Below are 15,852 nucleotides of genomic sequence, written 5' to 3' on the forward strand. Positions count from 1 at the left end.
GGATGATGTTTGCCACCACCAGGCGGGTTTTGGACCAACTGCGCCACGACCACCGCAGCGTCGCGCTCATCATGGTGGTTCCCGCCCTGCTCCTCACGGGCGTCTACTATCTCTTCGAGAACGAAACCCTGCCTCCCGGATTCCCCCGGACCTTTGACCGTGTGGGACTCATGATGCTGGCCATTTTCCCGTTTGTGGTGATGTTCCTGGTCACGTCGATCACGATGTTGCGCGAAAGGACCTCGGGGACGTTGGAACGGCTCCTGACGACGCCCATCCATAAAGCCGATCTCCTGTTCGGCTACGCGTTGGCGTTCTCCATCATGGCCGCCCTGCAATCGCTTGTTGCCACGGCTGTGGCCTACTGGATCTTCAACCTGGACATCAAGGGAGGTCCAGGTTTTGTCGTGATGATCGCCGTCATCAACGCCGTGCTGGGCGTCGCGCTCGGCCTCTTGTGCTCAGCCTTTGCACGGACGGAATTCCAAGCGGTGCAGTTCATGCCCGTCGTGGTCATACCGCAGATCCTGTTGTGCGGGCTGTTCGTGGCGCGGGATCACATGAACAGCCTCCTGGAGGGCATCTCCAATGTGCTGCCGCTGACGTTTTCGGTCGATGCGCTCCAACAGATCGCCGACAACACCGAGGCGACCCAGGCCATGTGGCAGGATGCCGGGGTCATGGCGGCGATCGTCGTGGGAGTCTTGGTCCTGGCCTCGTTCACCCTCCGACGGCGGACCCCGTGAGCGGCGCCTTGCCTCCCCTGCGACGGGGACGCCGGAGCGGCGGAAGCGACTCCCGCGAACTGATCCTGGCCACAGCGCGCCGGCTCTTCGCCGAGCACGGTTTCGACGGCACGAGCCTGCGGCAAGTGGCCCGCGAAGCGGAGGTGGACCCGGCCATGGTCCACCATTTCTTCAAGGGCAAGGACGAACTTTTCGCCCAGAGCATCGAGCTCCCGGCGGATCCCGACGAGGTCCTTGCCGGCGTCGAATCGCTCGATCCGGGGCAACGCTCCGAGGCGATCGTCCGCGCCGTGTTACGGCTGTGGGAAAGCCCGGCGCAACACGGGCTTGTTGCGTTCGTCCGGGGAACGATCGGTTCCAAGGCCAAGACCGCCTTGCTGCGGGAGATGGTGGCCAGGACCATCCTGTCCAGGATCACGGCGGGCCTTCCCGGCTCCCCCGAGGAGACGAAAATGCGCGGCAACCTCATTGCCACGCAGGTAGTGGGACTCATGCTGATGCGCTACGTGGTCAGGCTGGAACCGTTGGCCTCGGCGTCCCAGGACGAGGTGGTCAGGCTCGTGGCCCCGAACGTCCAGCACTACCTCACCGGCGCGCTCACCCCACCCAACTGACTCGCACTAGGTGTCGTTTTGAGGGCACATAACGACAACAACTGCGTGGGCCCACGCCGCCAGGGTTCCCTGGCCGAGCTTGCGAGGCGAGGGTGGCGGTGGGGACTAGTTGGGTTAGCCAGGACGGGGTTGGTCAGTACAGGACCGTGGCGAAGGTTCCGAGGCGTTGGAAACCGACGCGCTCGTACGTGGCGCGCGCCCTGGTGTTGTATTCGTTGACGTAGAGGCTCGTGATCGGCGCGAACTTCTGCGCCAGGACCACCACTCCCGCCATATACCCGGCGCTGAGCCCTTGGCCGCGGAACTCGGGGTTCATCCACACGCCCTGCACCTGGGTGGCCTGGGCGGTGACGGCCCCGAGTTCGGCTTTGAACTTCACGGTCCCGCCCGCATCGATGTGCACCAGGGAGTGGCCTTGCCGGATCAGCCCGGCCACGCGGCGGCTGTAGAAGTCCTCGCTCCCGAGAAAGGGCGAATACCCCACTTCCTCTTCGAACATGGCGGCACAGGCGGGCAGGATCCGGTCGAAGTCCGCGATGTTGCCGAAGCCGAGCTGTGGATTGGCGTCGACGGCGGGCGGCCCCGATATGGCCAGGAGCGGCTGGTCGGCACGTACCTCGTGGGCGAAATGCCCCAGTTGCTCCAAGCGGGAATGGAGCGCCAGCACGGTCTCCGCGGGTCCGAAAATCGAGGCGTAGCGTCGGCCGGCCCGGTGGGCAACCGCCGCAACACGTGACGCCAGCTCGGGATCCAGCTGCACCGGAACCAGGTTGGCGCCGGCCCAGCAGGCACCCACCAGGGCATCGCCGTCGAACACTCCGAAGACGCTCGCGCCTCCGGACGTGGGTGCGGCGCTCCCCGACGAATCGAGGTGCGCCAGAATGAAGACGTTCGCTACAGGATCTTCCATCGCGAGCACGCGAAGGGCCCGGGTGTCGGCAGCGCCGAGCACCCGGACGGAAATCCCATCGGCGGCTGTCTCGCTACGAGACGCTAACCACGGGGCTACCCTTGACAGCATCTTCGCCATCGGCCTCCCCCATCTCTTCGGCGATACGCATGGCCTCTTCGATCAGTGTCTCAACAATCTGGCTCTCGGGGACAGTCTTAATGACTTCGCCCTTCACGAAGATCTGGCCCTTGCCGTTTCCGGAGGCCACCCCGAGATCGGCTTCGCGTGCCTCGCCCGGACCGTTCACCACGCAGCCCATGACGGCGACGCGCAACGGGATCTCCATTCCTTCAAGCCCGGCCGTGACCTGCTCGGCCAGCGTGTAGACGTCCACCTGGGCGCGTCCGCATGACGGGCAGGAGACGATTTCGAGCTTGCGGGGGCGCAGGTTGAGCGACTGCAGGATCTGGTTGCCGACCTTGATTTCCTCGACGGGCGGCGCAGAGAGGGACACGCGGATGGTGTCGCCGATGCCCCGGGACAGCAGCGCGCCGAACGCCGTAGCGGACTTGATGGTGCCCTGGAAAGCCGGTCCGGCCTCGGTCACGCCAAGGTGCAGGGGCCAGTCGCCCTTTTCGGCAAGCATCTCGTAGGCCGCCACCATGATGACGGGGTCGTTGTGCTTGACGGAGATCTTGAAATCGTGGAAGCCGTGTTCCTCGAACAACGACGCTTCCCACACAGCGGACTCGACAAGGGCCTCCGGGGTGGCCTTGCCGTACTTCTTCAGGATGCCGGGCTCCAGGGACCCCGCGTTGACGCCGATCCGGATGGACGTGCCGTGATCGCGCGCTGCCGCCGCGATTTCCTTCACCTGGTCGTCGAACTTGCGGATGTTGCCCGGATTGACGCGCACCGCGGCGCAACCGGCCTCGATCGCGGCGAAGACGTACTTCGGCTGGAAGTGGATGTCCGCGATCACGGGAATCTGGGACTTGCGGGCGATGATCGGCAACGCCTCGGCGTCGTCCGCGGAGGGGCAGGCGACACGCACGATGTCACAGCCGGACGCCGTCAGTTCCGCAATCTGCTGCAGGGTGGCGTTGATATCCGTCGTGGGTGTGGTGGTCATCGATTGCACGCTGATGGGTGAATCGGAGCCGACGCCGACCGACCCCACCTTGATCTGGCGGGTCTTGCGGCGGGGCGCGAGAGCGGGGGGCGGGGCTGACGGCATTCCCAGGCTGACCGAGGTCACGTGGACTCCTTGGGTTGAAATGGGTGGATCGTGGGGCTGGAATCCGGACTCCAGCCGGTCATGCTGCTAGGAAGCGTGGGCGGAGAGCATCCCGATCACGGGGTTCCACTCCGATGTCCGGATGCCTGCAATCCCTCGGACGGCAGCGAACGGATCCTCCTTCAGCGTGGCGTTCAGCTCGGACTCGTCGGCGGCCTCGAGCAGCAGCAGCGCACCAGCGCCGTCGGCGTAAGGGCCGCTCGCCAGCAGGGTTCCCTGCTCGGCGAGGCTGGCGAGCCAGGCACGATGGGCTGGGCGGTTCGCGTCGCGCACCTCGGCGGACTCGGCGTCGTACACGTACTCAACAGCGAAAACAGTCATATGGATAGCCTATCCCCCCGGCACAATTCAGGATCAGCCGAAGAGGTTGACGGGCTTGACGATGTCCGCGTAGATCAGCAGTGCGCTCATGGCCATGAGGACACTCGCCACGACGTAGGTGAGCGGCAGGAGCTTGGCAATGTCGAAAGCGCCCGGATCCGGTTTGCCGAACAGCTTGGCGATTCGACGGCGGGCTCCCTCGTAGAGCGCGCCCGCAACATGTCCGCCGTCGAGCGGCAGGAGCGGAACCAGGTTGAAGATGGCGAGCGCGAAGTTCAGTCCGGCGAGGAGCCCCACAAGGGCGCCGATGCGCGATTGCAGCGGAACCTGTTCCATGGCAGCCACTTCACCGGCCACCCGGCCGACGCCCACCACGCTGATGGGGCCATTGGGATCCCGCGGCTCGGAGCCGAAAGCCGCTTGCGCCACGCCGACCACCCTCGCGGGCAGGTTGAGGATGACTCCGGCGATCTGTTTGATGTTCTCGCCTGCCATCGGAAGAACGGTCGACGCCGGTTGGGGCACCATGGCGGTCTGCGCACCGATGCCAAGGAACCCGACTTGCTCATACAACGGTTTGCCGTCCGCGCCCTTGGCCTGCTGGCCGTTGTCCCCAACGACGGGGCGTGCGGAAAGCACCGGGGTTACTTGCGTGGTGACGCTCTTGCCGCCACGTTCCACGGTGATCTGGACGGACTTGCCGGCGGATGCACGGATCCAGCCGCTCATTTCAGCCCAACTCGTCACGGGCTTGCCGTCGAAGCTGGTGACCACGTCGTTGGGCTGGAGCTTGGCCACCGCGGCAGGGGTCAGCTGGCAGTTCGGCGAGTTCGGATCGACGGTCTCACCGGCCTTGACCTGGCACTTGGACACCTCGGCAATGGTGGTGGTGGCCGAGGACACCCCGAAGCCCATGAGCAGCACCGCGGTCAGCACCAGGCCGATGAGCAGGTTCATGGCCGGGCCACCCAGCATGATGATGACCTTTTTCCAGACCGGCAGCCTGTAGAAGACCCTGTTCTCGTCCCCGGGACCAACTTCCTCATGCGCCGCGGACCGGGCCTCGCTGGCGAGCGTCTGGAACATCCCGGTGCTGGACGGCCGCACGCTGCCGTCTTCCTTGTTGGGCGGGTACATGCCGATCATGGCGACGTAGCCGCCCAGCGGGATGGCCTTGACGCCGTATTCGGTCTCGCCTTTCCGCTTGGACCACAGGGTTGGGCCGAAACCAATCATGTATTTCGTGACGCGCACTTTGAACAGCTTGGCGGGAAGCAAGTGCCCCACCTCGTGCAGCGCAATGGAGACGGCCACGCCGATCGCGACGAAGACGACTCCGAGAATGAACAGAATGACGGGATTCATGCCTTAAGTACTGCTTCCTAAAGGGTGCTGTTGGCTAAACGATCGTGGGTGCGCGTGCGTGCCCACCTCTCAGCATCCAACACGGAGTCCACTGTCAGCTCCAAGGATCCTGAATGTTCGCTGAGGACGGACTCCACCGTGTCCACAATGTCGGTGAAACGGATCCTGCCGGCGTGGAATGCTTCCACCGCTTCCTCGTTGGCCGCGTTGAAGACCGCCGGGAAGGTACTCCCCTGCTTCGCTGCGTCCTTGGCCAGTTCCACCGCCGGGAAGGCTACCGTGTCGAGGGGCTCGAATGTCCAACTCGTGGCCTGGCTCCAGTCGCAGGGCTTGGCGGCGCGGGGCACCCGGTCCGGCCACCCGAGTCCGAGGGCGATGGGGAGGCGCATGTCCGGCGGAGAAGCCTGGGCAATGATGGAGCCGTCCACGAATTCCACCATCGAGTGCACTACGGATTGCGGGTGCACCACGACGTCGATCCGGTCCAAGGGGACGTCGAAGAGCAGGTGGGCTTCGATGACCTCCAGGCCCTTGTTGACCAGGCTGGCCGAGTTGGTGGTGACCATCAGGCCCATGTCCCACGTGGGGTGGGCAAGGGCCTCGGCCGGGGTGACGTCGCGGAGTTGCTCGCGGCTACGGCCCCGGAAAGGTCCGCCGGACGCCGTCAGGATGAGTTTCTCGACCTCTTTGTCGGTTCCGGCGCGGAGGCATTGGGCGATGGCCGAGTGCTCGGAATCCACGGGCACGATCTGGTCGACGGCGGCCGCGGCCTTCACCAGCGCGCCGCCGACGATCAGGGATTCCTTGTTCGCCAGGGCCAGGATCGCGCCGGACTTGAGGGCTGCCAGGGTGGGCGCCAGGCCGATGGATCCTGTGATGCCGTTGAGCACGACGTCCGCTTCGATCGCGGCAATCTTGGTGGACGCATCCGGCCCCGTGATGATCGCCGGATCGTAGTTCCGGAGCCCCGCAGCGGAGGCGGCAGCGCCGATGAGCCTCTGGAGTTCATGGGGATCGCCGTGGGCGATGCCGACTGCCTGGGCCTTGGTGTGGACAGCCTGGCGCGCGATGAGTTCAAGGTTCCCGCCGCCCGCGCTCAGTGCCACGACCTCGAAGAGATGCGGGGCGGCGTCGACGACGTCAATCGCTTGAGTGCCGATGGAACCAGTGGACCCGAGGAGGATGATCTTGCGCGGCTGCATTGCTTAAGTATCCCGCACCCCAGGCGTAGCGTTGGTTTGTGGACTGGGTCTCGTTGTTCGAGGCGCCGGACTATGAATTCGCCCGGCAGGTGCTCCAGCGCGGCACGGCCGCGCTCTATTTCATCGCGTTCCTGTCCAGCCTCAACCAGTTTCCCGCACTCCTCGGGGAGCACGGGCTCCTGCCTGTTCCGAGGTACGTGGACGTCCATAGGGTCTTGCGCAGGCCCAGCCTGTTCCGCTGGAAGTATTCGGACGCGTTGCTCCGGGCCGTGTGCGCCGCCGGACTTGCGGTGTCCCTGGCGCTCGTGGGCGGGTTTCCGCAGCTGGGCCCGCCGTGGCTTCCCTTGGCGGCCTTCCTGGCCTTGTGGTTGCTCTACATGTCGATCGTCAACGTCGGCCAGACCTTCTACGGCTTCGGCTGGGAGATACTGCTGCTGGAAATGGGCTTCACCGTCGGATTCCTCGGTTCGGACCAGGCTCCCCCGCCCAGGACCATCCTCGTCCTGCTCGTGTGGCTGCTGTTCAGGCTGGAATTCGGCGCGGGCATGATCAAGATCCATGGCGGACGGGAGTGGCGTGATTTAACCGCCCTGTACTACCACCACGAGACGCAGCCCATGCCCGGGCCGTTGAGCCGCCAGGCGCATCTGCTGCCCAAGCCGCTGCACCGCATGGAAGTGCTCGGCAACCACTTCGCCCAACTGGTGGTGCCGTTCTTCCTGTTCGCCCCGCAGCCGCTGGCCACCATTGCCGCCGGAATTGTCGTCTTCACGCAGCTTTGGCTTGTGGGGAGTGGAAACTTCGCCTGGCTCAATTGGTCCGCGATCGTGCTCGCCTTTGCTGCGGTGGGCGACCGGGAGGCCCACGCCGTGCTGCCTTTCATTCCATTGGAAACCAACCCGGCTCCGCAGACCCCGGTGTGGTGGCTCGCCGTCGTACTCGCGGTGACGGTGCTCCTCGTGGTGCTCAGCTATTGGCCCATCCGCAACCTGCTTTCACGGGAGCAGCTCATGAACGCCAGCTTCAACCGGTGGCAGTTGGTCAACACCTACGGAGCGTTCGGCACGGTGACTCGGCACCGGGTGGAAATCGTGGTGGAAGGCACCCAGGCCGACGTTCCAGTCGACGAGGCGGATTGGCGCGAATACGGCTTCAAAGGCAAGCCCGGCGACGTCCGCCGGCTCCCCCGGCAATGGGCGCCGTACCACTTGCGCCTCGACTGGCTGATGTGGTTCCTGCCCTTGCGCACGGTACACGAGGAATGGTTCTACGCGTTCCTGGGCAAGCTGCTCGACGCCGATCCGCCCACCTTGCGCTTGTTGCGCCAGGACCCGTTCGACGGCGACCGGCCGCGTTGGGTGCGCGCGCGCAGCTTCCTGTACCGCTTCGCCACACGGGCAGAGTTCCGCGAGACGGGCCAACGCTGGGTCCGCATGGAGCTCTACGAGGTCATCGCTCCGTTGTCCCTGCCGAAGACACGACGACGCAGCTAAGAGCCCCGGCCGAAGCCGCGTTTCAGGAAAGCCGGGCCCTGCGCAGCGTGGATTCGGCGTGTTTCAGGATGGGGCCGTCCACCATCTTGCCTTTGTACTGGAACACGCCGGTTCCAGCCGCAGCCGCAGCGTCAAGTAGTTCCCGGGCCTCCGCGACGGCCTCGGGCGACGGTGCGTAGGCTTCGCGGACCACCGCAACCTGGTTCGGGTGGATGCAGGCCTTCGCACCGAATCCGCTGGCCACGGCGTCTGCTGACTCCACGGCCAGCCCGGCAAGATCGGGAATGTCGACATAGACCGAGTCGATCGCTTCCTTGCCTGCGGCTTTGGCCACGAGCAGCACCGTGGACCGCGAGTGCATGGCAACAGCCCGGTAGCCGCCGTCGTCCTTGCGGCTGGAGGTGCCGCCCATGGAGGCGATCAGGTCCTCAGCGCCCCACATGAGCCCGACGACGTTGGGAGCCTGGGCGATCTCAGCCGCGTTCACGATTCCCTTGGCCGTCTCGCAGAGGGCGATGACGTGGTATCCCTCGAGTGCTTTCAATTGTTCGCCGGTCTCGGCCTTCGCCAGCATGACGGTGCGGTAGGGAGTGTGCGCGAGGCAGTGCAAGTCCTTCTCGAAGTCCGGGGTGCCCACTGGATTGACGCGCACAATCGTGCGGCTGGGGTCGAGTTCGGCGGACTCGCCGCCTGAGCCGAGCTGGGCGAGGATCGCGCCCCTGGCCCGCTTCTTGTCTGCGGGGGCGACGGCGTCCTCGAGGTCCACGATGACGGCGTCGGAACGTTCAGCGGCCTTTTGGAACCGTTCCGGACGGTCGGCGGGGCAGAAAAGCAAAGCGGGGCCCATGGTGAAGGTCATGTATTGATTGTCCCCTGTTGTGCCGCCAGATGCGCGGTCCGGCTCCACATGAGGCAGGCCCGCGTGGCCAGCGCCACAACCGTTCCGTCCTGGTTGCGGCCGGTGTGTTTCATGGTCACCACGCCCTGCCCGGGACGCGACGACGACTCCCGTTTGCCCGTGATGACAGTCTCGGTATAGAGGGTATCGCCGTGGTAGAGCGGGTGCGGGAATGAGACGTCTGTGAGGCCCAGTTGGGCAATGATGGTGCCCTGGGTCAGTTGCGTGACTGACTGTCCCACCATGGTGGACAAGGTGAACATCGAGTTCATGAGCCTCTGCCCGAAGGGTTGCTTCGCGCTCCACGCCGCGTCCAGGTGCAATGCTTGCGTGTTCATGGTCAGCGTGGTGAACAGGACGTTGTCCGTTTCGGTGACGGTCCGCCCGGGCCGGTGGGCGTACACGACGCCTTCCTCGAGCTCGTCGAAGTACAAGCCCCGCTGCTCGATCACTCGGGGTTCAGGCATGCGGGGTTCGGCGTCCGCGGTCATACAGTCAGCTCCTGGTCCTCTTCGAAGAGTTCAACGCCGGTCACGGCGGCCACGTCCTCCGCGGAGACATTCGGCGCCAATTCGCGCAGGACGAGCCTCGATGCCCCGCCTTCGGACACGACGTCGATCACGGCGAGGTCGGTGATGATCCGGTCCACGCAGCCCTTCCCCGTGACGGGCAAGGAGCATTCCTTGACGATCTTGGGCTTGCCGTTGCGGTCCACGTGCTCCATCATCACGATCACCCGCTTCGCGCCGAACACCAGGTCCATGGCGCCGCCCATGCCCTTGACCATCTTGCCCGGAACCATCCAGTTGGCGAGGTCCCCGTTGGCCGCGACCTCCATCGCGCCCAGCACGGCGACATCCACGTGGCCGCCACGGATCATGCCGAACGAGGTAGCCGAATCGAAGAACGCGGCGCCCGCGTTGACAGTGACCGTTTCCTTGCCGGCGTTGATCAGATCGGGATCCACCTGATCGTCGGCGGGATAGGGGCCGACGCCCAGGATCCCGTTCTCGGAATGCAGGATCACCTCGACGCCCTCGGGGATGTAATTGGGAATCAGGGTGGGCATGCCGATCCCGAGGTTGACGTATTGCCCGTTGCTCAGTTCGCGGGCGACGCGGGCGGCCAGTTCGTTGCGCGTCCAGCCTTTGCCCTCGTGGTGTTCGACGCCGGACCTGCGGTACTCGTGCCTGACCGTCTCGGGACGCGGCGGCACATCCTGGGTGATGTTCGATTCCATGGCTATGCTCCTGCCTGCTGGGTCAACGCGACCGTGCGCTTCTCGATGCGCTTCTCCGTGTCCGGCGCCACCACGACCCTCTGGACGAAAATGCCGGGGGTGTGGATGTGCTGCGGATCGAGCTCGCCGGGTTCCACGAGTTCTTCGACCTCGGCGATGGTGATCCGTGCCGCCATGGCGCACAGTGGATTGAAGTTCATGGCTGTCGCGTGGAAAACCAGGTTCCCGTGGCGGTCGCCTTTCCAGGCGTGGACCAGTCCGAAATCGGGTGTCAGGGATTCCTCCAGGACGTAGTCCGCGCCGTTGAAGGTGCGCACTTCCTTGGGTGAGGACGCGATCGCCACGCTGCCGTCGGCGTCGTACTTTTGCGGAAGTCCTCCCTCCGAGACCTGAGTCCCGACGCCGGCCGCCGTGAAGAACGCGGGGATCCCGGCGCCGCCGGCGCGCAGTTTCTCGGCGAGAGTGCCCTGCGGGGTAAGGACCACCTCGAGTTCACCGGCGAGGTACTGCCGTGCGAACTCCCTGTTCTCACCGACATAGGAGCTGATGGTGCGGCGGATACGCCCGTCCCTCAGCAGGATGCCCAGGCCCCAGTCGTCCACGCCGCAGTTGTTGCTGACTGTTTCAAGGTCCTTGGTGCCTTGGCGGTGGAGCGCATCGATCAGCGCCACCGGGATACCGCACAAGCCGAACCCGCCGACGGCGAGAGACGCGCCGTCGTGGATGTCCTTCACCGCTTCCGCGGCGCTGGCAACAACTTTGTCGATCATCGTTTACCTTCCCTGACGGTTAAAGGCCCAGCTCGCGGGCGATGAGCATCAACTGGACCTCGGTGGTGCCTTCCCCGACTTCCAGGATCTTGGAGTCGCGGTAGTGGCGCGCCACCGTGAATTCGTTGATGAAGCCATAGCCACCGAACACCTGGGTGGCGTCGCGCGCGTTGTCCATGGCTGCCTCGCCTGCGACCATCTTAGCGATGGCCGCTTCGGTCTTGAACGGCTTGCCCGCCAGCATCCTCGCGGCCGCATCGTAGTAGGCCAGGCGTGCCGTGTGGGCCCGTGCCTGCATGCGTGCGATCTTGAACTGGATGGCCTGGTACTTGCCGATGTTCTGTCCGAAGGCCATGCGTTCCTTGGCGTATTTCACGGACAAATCGACGCAGCCCTGCGCTGCACCGGTGGCGAGCGCGGCGATGGCGATGCGGCCTTCGTCCAGGATGGACAGGAAGTTGGCGTAGCCGCGTCCCCGGACACCGAGCAGGTTTTCTTCGGGCACCCGCACGTTGTTCAGTGTCAGCGGGTGGGTGTCGGAGGCGTTCCAGCCCACCTTGTTGTAGGCCTTTTCGGCGGTGAAACCGGGCGTGTCGGTGGGAACCAGGATGGTGGAGATTTCCTTCTTGATGCTCCCGTCCTTGCGTTCGTGCTGCCCGGTGACGGCGGTGACGGTGACGAGCCGCGTGATGTCGGTCCCGGAGTTCGTGATGAACTCCTTGTTGCCGTTGATGACCCAGCGGCCGTCCTCAAGGTGCGCGTGCGTCTTGGTGCCTCCGGCGTCCGAACCCGCTTCCGGCTCGGTCAGCCCGAACCCTGCGAGCGCTTCGGCCGAGGTCAGCTGGGGCAGCCAGTGTTCCTTTTGCTCCTGGGTGCCGAAGCGGTACACCGGCATGGCGCCAAGCGAAACACCCGCCTCGAGGGTGATGGCCACGGACTGGTCCACCCGGCCCAGTTGTTCCAGCGCGAGGGCGAGCGCGAAATAGTCGCCGCCCATGCCGCCGAACTCTTCAGGGAAGGGCAGGCCGAAAAGGCCCATTTCGCCCATCTGCTTGACGACCTCGTACGGGAAGCTGTGTTCCTCGTCGTGCTTGGTGGATACGGGGGCCACTACCTCGTCGGCGAATTCCCGGACGGAGTCGCTCAGGTCTTGGTATTCCTCGGTGAGTTCAAAACTTGCCATGGCTAGGCTTCCTCGTCTTTCTGGTTTTCTGCTGAGACTTCAGGGGCGGGTTCTGCCGCCACGTGGATGGTGGCGAGGACTTGGTCGGCCTTGACGAGGTCCCCGGTCTTGCTGCTGAGGTGCACGGTGCCGGACACCGAGGCCACCAGTTGGTGCTCCATCTTCATCGCCTCGACGGAAAGGAGTACCTGGCCTGCTTCCACCTGGTCGCCGTTGTGCACCGAAACGGAGACGACGGTTCCCGGCATGGGAGACCGGACTTCGGGATCCGCGGCGCCTTCTTCGCGCTGGATGCCCGCGAGGATGCGTTGGATCCGGGTCTCGCGGTCCAGGATCTCCAGCCGGCAGGACCAGCCGTCGCTGCCAAGCCAGAGCTCGCGCGTCCCGGCCACCGGCGATGGTGAACCCGACGCGAAGGGGTGCTCGGCGCCGTCGAGCACCAGCACCGCATGCCCCGCGGATCCCGGCCGGAGGGCGGCAGAGTGCTCGACGCCGTCGTCCACGCGCGCCGTGAAACCCGGCCCGTTCACCGTGAGCCCCACGGTGGCCAGGCCGCCGTCGGGACGTCCGACGGTGGTCTTCCACGGCGCGGGGGCACCGATGCGCCAGCCGTCGGCGGTGTTCCAGGGTGCAGCCGTTCCGGCAGGAGCCAGTTCTGTCCGGTGAAGCAGCGCGGCGGCGATCAACTCGACGTCGCTCGATTGGCGGAATTCCAACCCGTCCAGCTTGCGCTCGATCAAGCCGGTGTCGAGGCGTCCGCCACGGACGTCGTCGTCGTTGATCAGCAGCCGCAGGTACTCGACGTTCGTGTGCACACCGAGCAGCGTGTAATCCCCGAGGGCGTGGTCGAGGGTGTCCAGTGCCGCCTTGCGGTCCGGTCCCCACGCGATGACCTTGGCGAGCATGGGATCGTAATCGCCGGTGACGGTCAGTCCCGGAAGCATGGCCGAGTCGACGCGGACGTGCGGATCGTTGCTTGCCCTCTCCCGGAGCGTCACGATCTCGCCGATGGACGGCAGGAAACCGCGTTCGGGAACCTCCGCGTAGACGCGCGCCTCCACCGCGTGGCCGTCAAGCACGACGTCGGACTGCGCCACCGTGAGGACCTCGCCTGCGGCGACGCGCACTTGCCATTCGACCAGATCGACGCCTGTCACCATTTCCGTGACCGGGTGCTCTACCTGGAGGCGGGTGTTCATCTCCATGAAGAAGAAGTGCTCGGGATCCTGATCCGAGACCAGGAATTCCACCGTGCCCGCACCGCTGTAGTTGACGCTCCGGGCAGCCTGGCAGGCGGCCTCACCGATCCGCGCCCGGACCTCGGCGCCGTTCGCGAGCGACTCCAGCAAGGGGGACGGTGCTTCCTCGATGACCTTTTGGTGGCGGCGCTGGAGCGAACACTCGCGCTCGCCGAGGTGTATGACATTGCCGTGGTTGTCGGCGAGGACCTGGACTTCGATGTGCCGGGGCGTTTGGATGAGCCTCTCGAGGAAGAGGGTGTCATCGCCGAAGGCGCTCGCCGCGACGCGGCGGGCCGTCAGCAGGGTCGCCGCCATGTCCTCGAGCCGCTCCACGATGTGCATGCCTTTGCCGCCGCCCCCGGCCGAGGGCTTGATCAGCAGGGGGAAGCCGACGCTGGGCGCCGCGTCGATCAGTTCCTCGTCACTCAGGCCGGGTTCGGCGATGCCCGGTACACACGGCACGCCGTAGGACATGACGTGGTTCTTGGAACGGATCTTGTCGCCCATGATCTCGATGGCGTCGATGCCGGGGCCGATGAACGCGATCCCGGCAGCGTCCAATGCCTTGGCGAACTCCACGTTCTCGGCCAGGAATCCGTAGCCGGGGTGGACGGCTTGCGCGCCGCTTTGCAGGCAGGCCCCGATGATCGCGTCGATCCGAAGGTAGCTATCAGCTGCCGCGGAAGTGCCGATCCGGACGGCAGTATCGGCTTCGCGCACATGGCGGGCTCCGGCGTCGGCGTCTGAATAGACCGCCACCGAACGGATGCCCATGGCCTTGAGGGTGCGGATGACGCGGCAGGCGATCTCGCCGCGGTTGGCGACAAGGACGGTGTCGAAGGAGTTGATTGTCATGGGGTCACATCCGGAAGAGGCCGAAGGAGGTTTCCGGCAGGGGTTGGCGGGAGACGGTATCGAGGGCCATGCCCAGGACGCGCCGGGTGTCTGCGGGGTCGATGATGCCGTCGTCCCAGAGCCGGGCGGTGGAGTAATAGGGGCTGCCTTGGTCCTCATACTGCTGCTTGATGGGGGCCTTGAAGGCCTCCTCGTCCTCGGCGGACCATTCCTCGCCGCGGGCCTCGTACTGGTCGCGCTTGACGGTGGCCAGCACGCTGGAAGCCTGGTTCCCGCCCATGACCGAAATCCTGCTGGCCGGCCACATCCAAAGGAAGCGCGGTGAGTAGGCCCGGCCGCACATGGAGTAGTTTCCGGCGCCGAAGGAACCGCCGATCACCACGGTCAGCTTGGGCACGCGGGCGGTAGCCACCGCGGTGACCATCTTGGCGCCGTTCTTGGCAATGCCGCCGTGCTCGTAGTCCTTGCCCACCATGAAGCCCGAGAGGTTTTGCAGGAAGACCAGCGGGATGCCGCGCTGGTCGCACAACTCGATGAAGTGCGCGCCCTTGAGGGCGGACTCGCTGAATAGAACCCCGTTGTTGGCGACGATGCCCACGGGATGGCCATGGAGCTTCGCGAACCCCGTCACCAGAGTGGTGCCGTAGTTCTTCTTGAACTCGTGGAACCTGGAGCCGTCCACCAGGCGGGCGATGACTTCGTGGACGTCGTACTGGGCGTTGACGTCCGTGGGAACTGCACCATAGATCCCGGCCGGGTCCACAACAGGCTCGACGGCGGTGTCCACGTCCCACGCCGGGGCCGCCGGCTGGGGCAGGGTGGCGACGATGTCGCGGACAATCTGCAGGGCATGCTCGTCGTTTTCGGCGAGGTGGTCCGTCACACCGGAAATCCGCGAGTGGACGTCGCCGCCGCCGAGTTCCTCTGCCGTGACGATCTCACCGATGGCGGCCTTCACGAGGGGCGGCCCGCCCAGGAAGATGGTGCCTTGGTTGCGGACAATGACGGTTTCGTCGCTCATGGCTGGAACGTAGGCGCCACCGGCGGTGCAGGATCCCATGACGGACGCGATCTGCGGGATCTTCGCCGCGGACATCTTCGCCTGGTTGAAGAAGATCCGGCCAAAGTGCTCTTTGTCCGGGAACACCTCGTCCTGCTTGGGCAGGAACGCTCCCCCGGAATCCACGAGGTAGACGCACGGCAGCTTGTTTTCCAGGGCGATTTCCTGGGCCCGGAGGTGCTTCTTCACCGTCATCGGGTAATACGTCCCGCCCTTGACCGTGGCGTCGTTGGAAACCACCATCACCTGGCGGCCGTGGACCAGCCCGATTCCCGCGATCACCCCGGCGCCGGGCGAGTCATCGTTGTACATCCCGTTGGCCGCCAAGGGGGCGATCTCCAGGAAAGGGCTTCCTTCGTCCAACAAGTAGTTGATGCGCTCGCGCGGCAACAGCTTGCCCCGGGAAATGTGCCGCTCACGCGACTTCTCCGGGCCGCCGAGCGCGGCCACGGCAAGGCGTTTCTTCAGCTCGTGTACCAGGGACAGCTGCGCTTCCGCGTTGGCCGCGAACTGGTCGCTGCTGGTATCCAGCTGGCTGGCGAGTGTCTCCATCGACTGTGTCCCATCCCGGCCCATGGGCCATCTCAGTTAGTACCGCATAACTGGAATTTAGGTTAGTCTCTATTAACTGTGTTGTCCATCACCTCCGCACCGGGCCACCCCGGTGCCGGCGCC

15 protein-coding genes are annotated in these 15,852 nt (G+C 65.3%); 3 read left to right on the forward strand and 12 right to left on the reverse strand.

Going from position 1 to position 15,852, the window contains the following annotated elements; all coding sequences use genetic code 11:
* Positions 1-2 precede the first annotated feature (2 nt).
* Together ACSBOX_RS13875 and ACSBOX_RS13880 are read left to right on the forward strand one after the other, a co-directional pair.
* Positions 3-746, forward strand: coding sequence for an ABC transporter permease (locus ACSBOX_RS13875; RefSeq protein WP_442546033.1), 744 nt, complete (start codon positions 3-5; stop codon positions 744-746).
* Positions 743-1,360, forward strand: a complete 618-nt coding sequence (locus ACSBOX_RS13880) for a TetR/AcrR family transcriptional regulator (RefSeq protein WP_442542962.1) — start codon at positions 743-745, stop codon at positions 1,358-1,360. Before ACSBOX_RS13875 ends, ACSBOX_RS13880 begins: the two co-directional genes overlap by 4 nt.
* 133 nt (positions 1,361-1,493) lie before the next feature.
* On the opposite strand, the gene ACSBOX_RS13885 is transcribed toward ACSBOX_RS13880, so the two are convergent.
* The 5 genes from ACSBOX_RS13885 to dxr all read right to left on the reverse strand — a co-directional run bounded on the left by ACSBOX_RS13885 (position 1,494) and on the right by dxr (position 6,437).
* On the reverse strand, positions 1,494-2,381 hold the full coding sequence (locus ACSBOX_RS13885) for a GNAT family N-acetyltransferase (protein WP_442546034.1): 888 nt from the start codon (positions 2,379-2,381) through the stop codon (positions 1,494-1,496).
* Positions 2,344-3,510, reverse strand: coding sequence for a flavodoxin-dependent (E)-4-hydroxy-3-methylbut-2-enyl-diphosphate synthase (ispG, locus tag ACSBOX_RS13890; RefSeq protein ID WP_442542963.1), 1,167 nt, complete (start codon positions 3,508-3,510; stop codon positions 2,344-2,346). Before ispG ends, ACSBOX_RS13885 begins: the two co-directional genes overlap by 38 nt.
* 66 nt (positions 3,511-3,576) lie before the next feature.
* Entirely contained in the window at positions 3,577-3,870 is a 294-nt protein-coding gene (locus tag ACSBOX_RS13895; protein ID WP_442542964.1) for a YciI family protein, read from the reverse strand.
* Between the two features lie 33 nt (positions 3,871-3,903).
* Positions 3,904-5,235, reverse strand: coding sequence for a M50 family metallopeptidase (locus ACSBOX_RS13900; protein ID WP_442542965.1), 1,332 nt, complete (start codon positions 5,233-5,235; stop codon positions 3,904-3,906).
* Positions 5,236-5,252: 17 nt separating this feature from the next.
* Positions 5,253-6,437: a 1-deoxy-D-xylulose-5-phosphate reductoisomerase gene (gene dxr / locus ACSBOX_RS13905; RefSeq protein WP_442542966.1), complete on the reverse strand. Its 1,185-nt coding sequence runs from the start codon at positions 6,435-6,437 to the stop codon at positions 5,253-5,255.
* 38 nt (positions 6,438-6,475) lie between these two features.
* Between dxr and ACSBOX_RS13910 the strand changes: the two genes are divergently transcribed.
* Entirely contained in the window at positions 6,476-7,930 is a 1,455-nt protein-coding gene (locus tag ACSBOX_RS13910; RefSeq protein WP_442542967.1) for a lipase maturation factor family protein, read from the forward strand.
* Between the two features lie 22 nt (positions 7,931-7,952).
* On the opposite strand, the gene ACSBOX_RS13915 is transcribed toward ACSBOX_RS13910, so the two are convergent.
* Genes ACSBOX_RS13915 through ACSBOX_RS13945 form a run of 7 tightly spaced genes read right to left on the reverse strand, consistent with a single transcriptional unit; the run spans position 7,953 to position 15,729 of the window.
* Positions 7,953-8,789, reverse strand: a complete 837-nt coding sequence (locus ACSBOX_RS13915; RefSeq protein ID WP_442542968.1) for an HpcH/HpaI aldolase/citrate lyase family protein — start codon at positions 8,787-8,789, stop codon at positions 7,953-7,955.
* The gene (locus ACSBOX_RS13920) at positions 8,786-9,319 is read right to left on the reverse strand and encodes a MaoC family dehydratase (protein ID WP_442542969.1); all 534 of its coding nucleotides are present in this window, start codon (positions 9,317-9,319) and stop codon (positions 8,786-8,788) included. The genes ACSBOX_RS13915 and ACSBOX_RS13920 overlap by 4 nt, the downstream gene beginning before the upstream one ends.
* Positions 9,316-10,068: a CoA transferase subunit B gene (locus ACSBOX_RS13925; protein WP_442542970.1), complete on the reverse strand. Its 753-nt coding sequence runs from the start codon at positions 10,066-10,068 to the stop codon at positions 9,316-9,318. The genes ACSBOX_RS13920 and ACSBOX_RS13925 overlap by 4 nt, the downstream gene beginning before the upstream one ends.
* A gap of 2 nt (positions 10,069-10,070) precedes the next feature.
* Entirely contained in the window at positions 10,071-10,838 is a 768-nt protein-coding gene (locus ACSBOX_RS13930) for a CoA transferase subunit A (protein ID WP_442542971.1), read from the reverse strand.
* A 19-nt stretch (positions 10,839-10,857) separates the two neighbouring features.
* Positions 10,858-12,021, reverse strand: a complete 1,164-nt coding sequence (locus tag ACSBOX_RS13935; RefSeq protein WP_442542972.1) for an acyl-CoA dehydrogenase family protein — start codon at positions 12,019-12,021, stop codon at positions 10,858-10,860.
* Between the two features lie 2 nt (positions 12,022-12,023).
* A complete protein-coding gene (locus tag ACSBOX_RS13940) occupies positions 12,024-14,117 on the reverse strand; it encodes an acetyl/propionyl/methylcrotonyl-CoA carboxylase subunit alpha (protein WP_442542973.1) in 2,094 nt (697 codons plus the stop codon).
* 4 nt (positions 14,118-14,121) lie between these two features.
* Positions 14,122-15,729, reverse strand: a complete 1,608-nt coding sequence (locus ACSBOX_RS13945) for a carboxyl transferase domain-containing protein (protein WP_442542974.1) — start codon at positions 15,727-15,729, stop codon at positions 14,122-14,124.
* Positions 15,730-15,852: the final 123 nt, after the last annotated feature.

The organism is Arthrobacter sp. KN11-1C, from assembly GCF_052180225.1.
Lineage (GTDB): Bacteria > Actinomycetota > Actinomycetes > Actinomycetales > Micrococcaceae > Arthrobacter.

Coding starts and splice junctions, on each gene's coding strand:
- ACSBOX_RS13940 (WP_442542973.1), bottom strand. CDS start 14,117: ATGACAATCAACTCCTTCGACACCGTCCTTGTCGCCAACCGCGGCGAG.
- ACSBOX_RS13945 (WP_442542974.1), bottom strand. CDS start 15,729: ATGGAGACACTCGCCAGCCAGCTGGATACCAGCAGCGACCAGTTCGCG.
- ACSBOX_RS13900 (WP_442542965.1), bottom strand. CDS start 5,235: ATGAATCCCGTCATTCTGTTCATTCTCGGAGTCGTCTTCGTCGCGATC.
- ACSBOX_RS13915 (WP_442542968.1), bottom strand. CDS start 8,789: ATGACCTTCACCATGGGCCCCGCTTTGCTTTTCTGCCCCGCCGACCGT.
- dxr (WP_442542966.1), bottom strand. CDS start 6,437: ATGCAGCCGCGCAAGATCATCCTCCTCGGGTCCACTGGTTCCATCGGC.
- ACSBOX_RS13920 (WP_442542969.1), bottom strand. CDS start 9,319: ATGACCGCGGACGCCGAACCCCGCATGCCTGAACCCCGAGTGATCGAG.
- ACSBOX_RS13925 (WP_442542970.1), bottom strand. CDS start 10,068: ATGGAATCGAACATCACCCAGGATGTGCCGCCGCGTCCCGAGACGGTC.
- ACSBOX_RS13875 (WP_442546033.1), top strand. CDS start 3: ATGATGTTTGCCACCACCAGGCGGGTTTTGGACCAACTGCGCCACGAC.
- ACSBOX_RS13935 (WP_442542972.1), bottom strand. CDS start 12,021: ATGGCAAGTTTTGAACTCACCGAGGAATACCAAGACCTGAGCGACTCC.
- ACSBOX_RS13930 (WP_442542971.1), bottom strand. CDS start 10,838: ATGATCGACAAAGTTGTTGCCAGCGCCGCGGAAGCGGTGAAGGACATC.
- ACSBOX_RS13885 (WP_442546034.1), bottom strand. CDS start 2,381: ATGCTGTCAAGGGTAGCCCCGTGGTTAGCGTCTCGTAGCGAGACAGCC.
- ACSBOX_RS13895 (WP_442542964.1), bottom strand. CDS start 3,870: ATGACTGTTTTCGCTGTTGAGTACGTGTACGACGCCGAGTCCGCCGAG.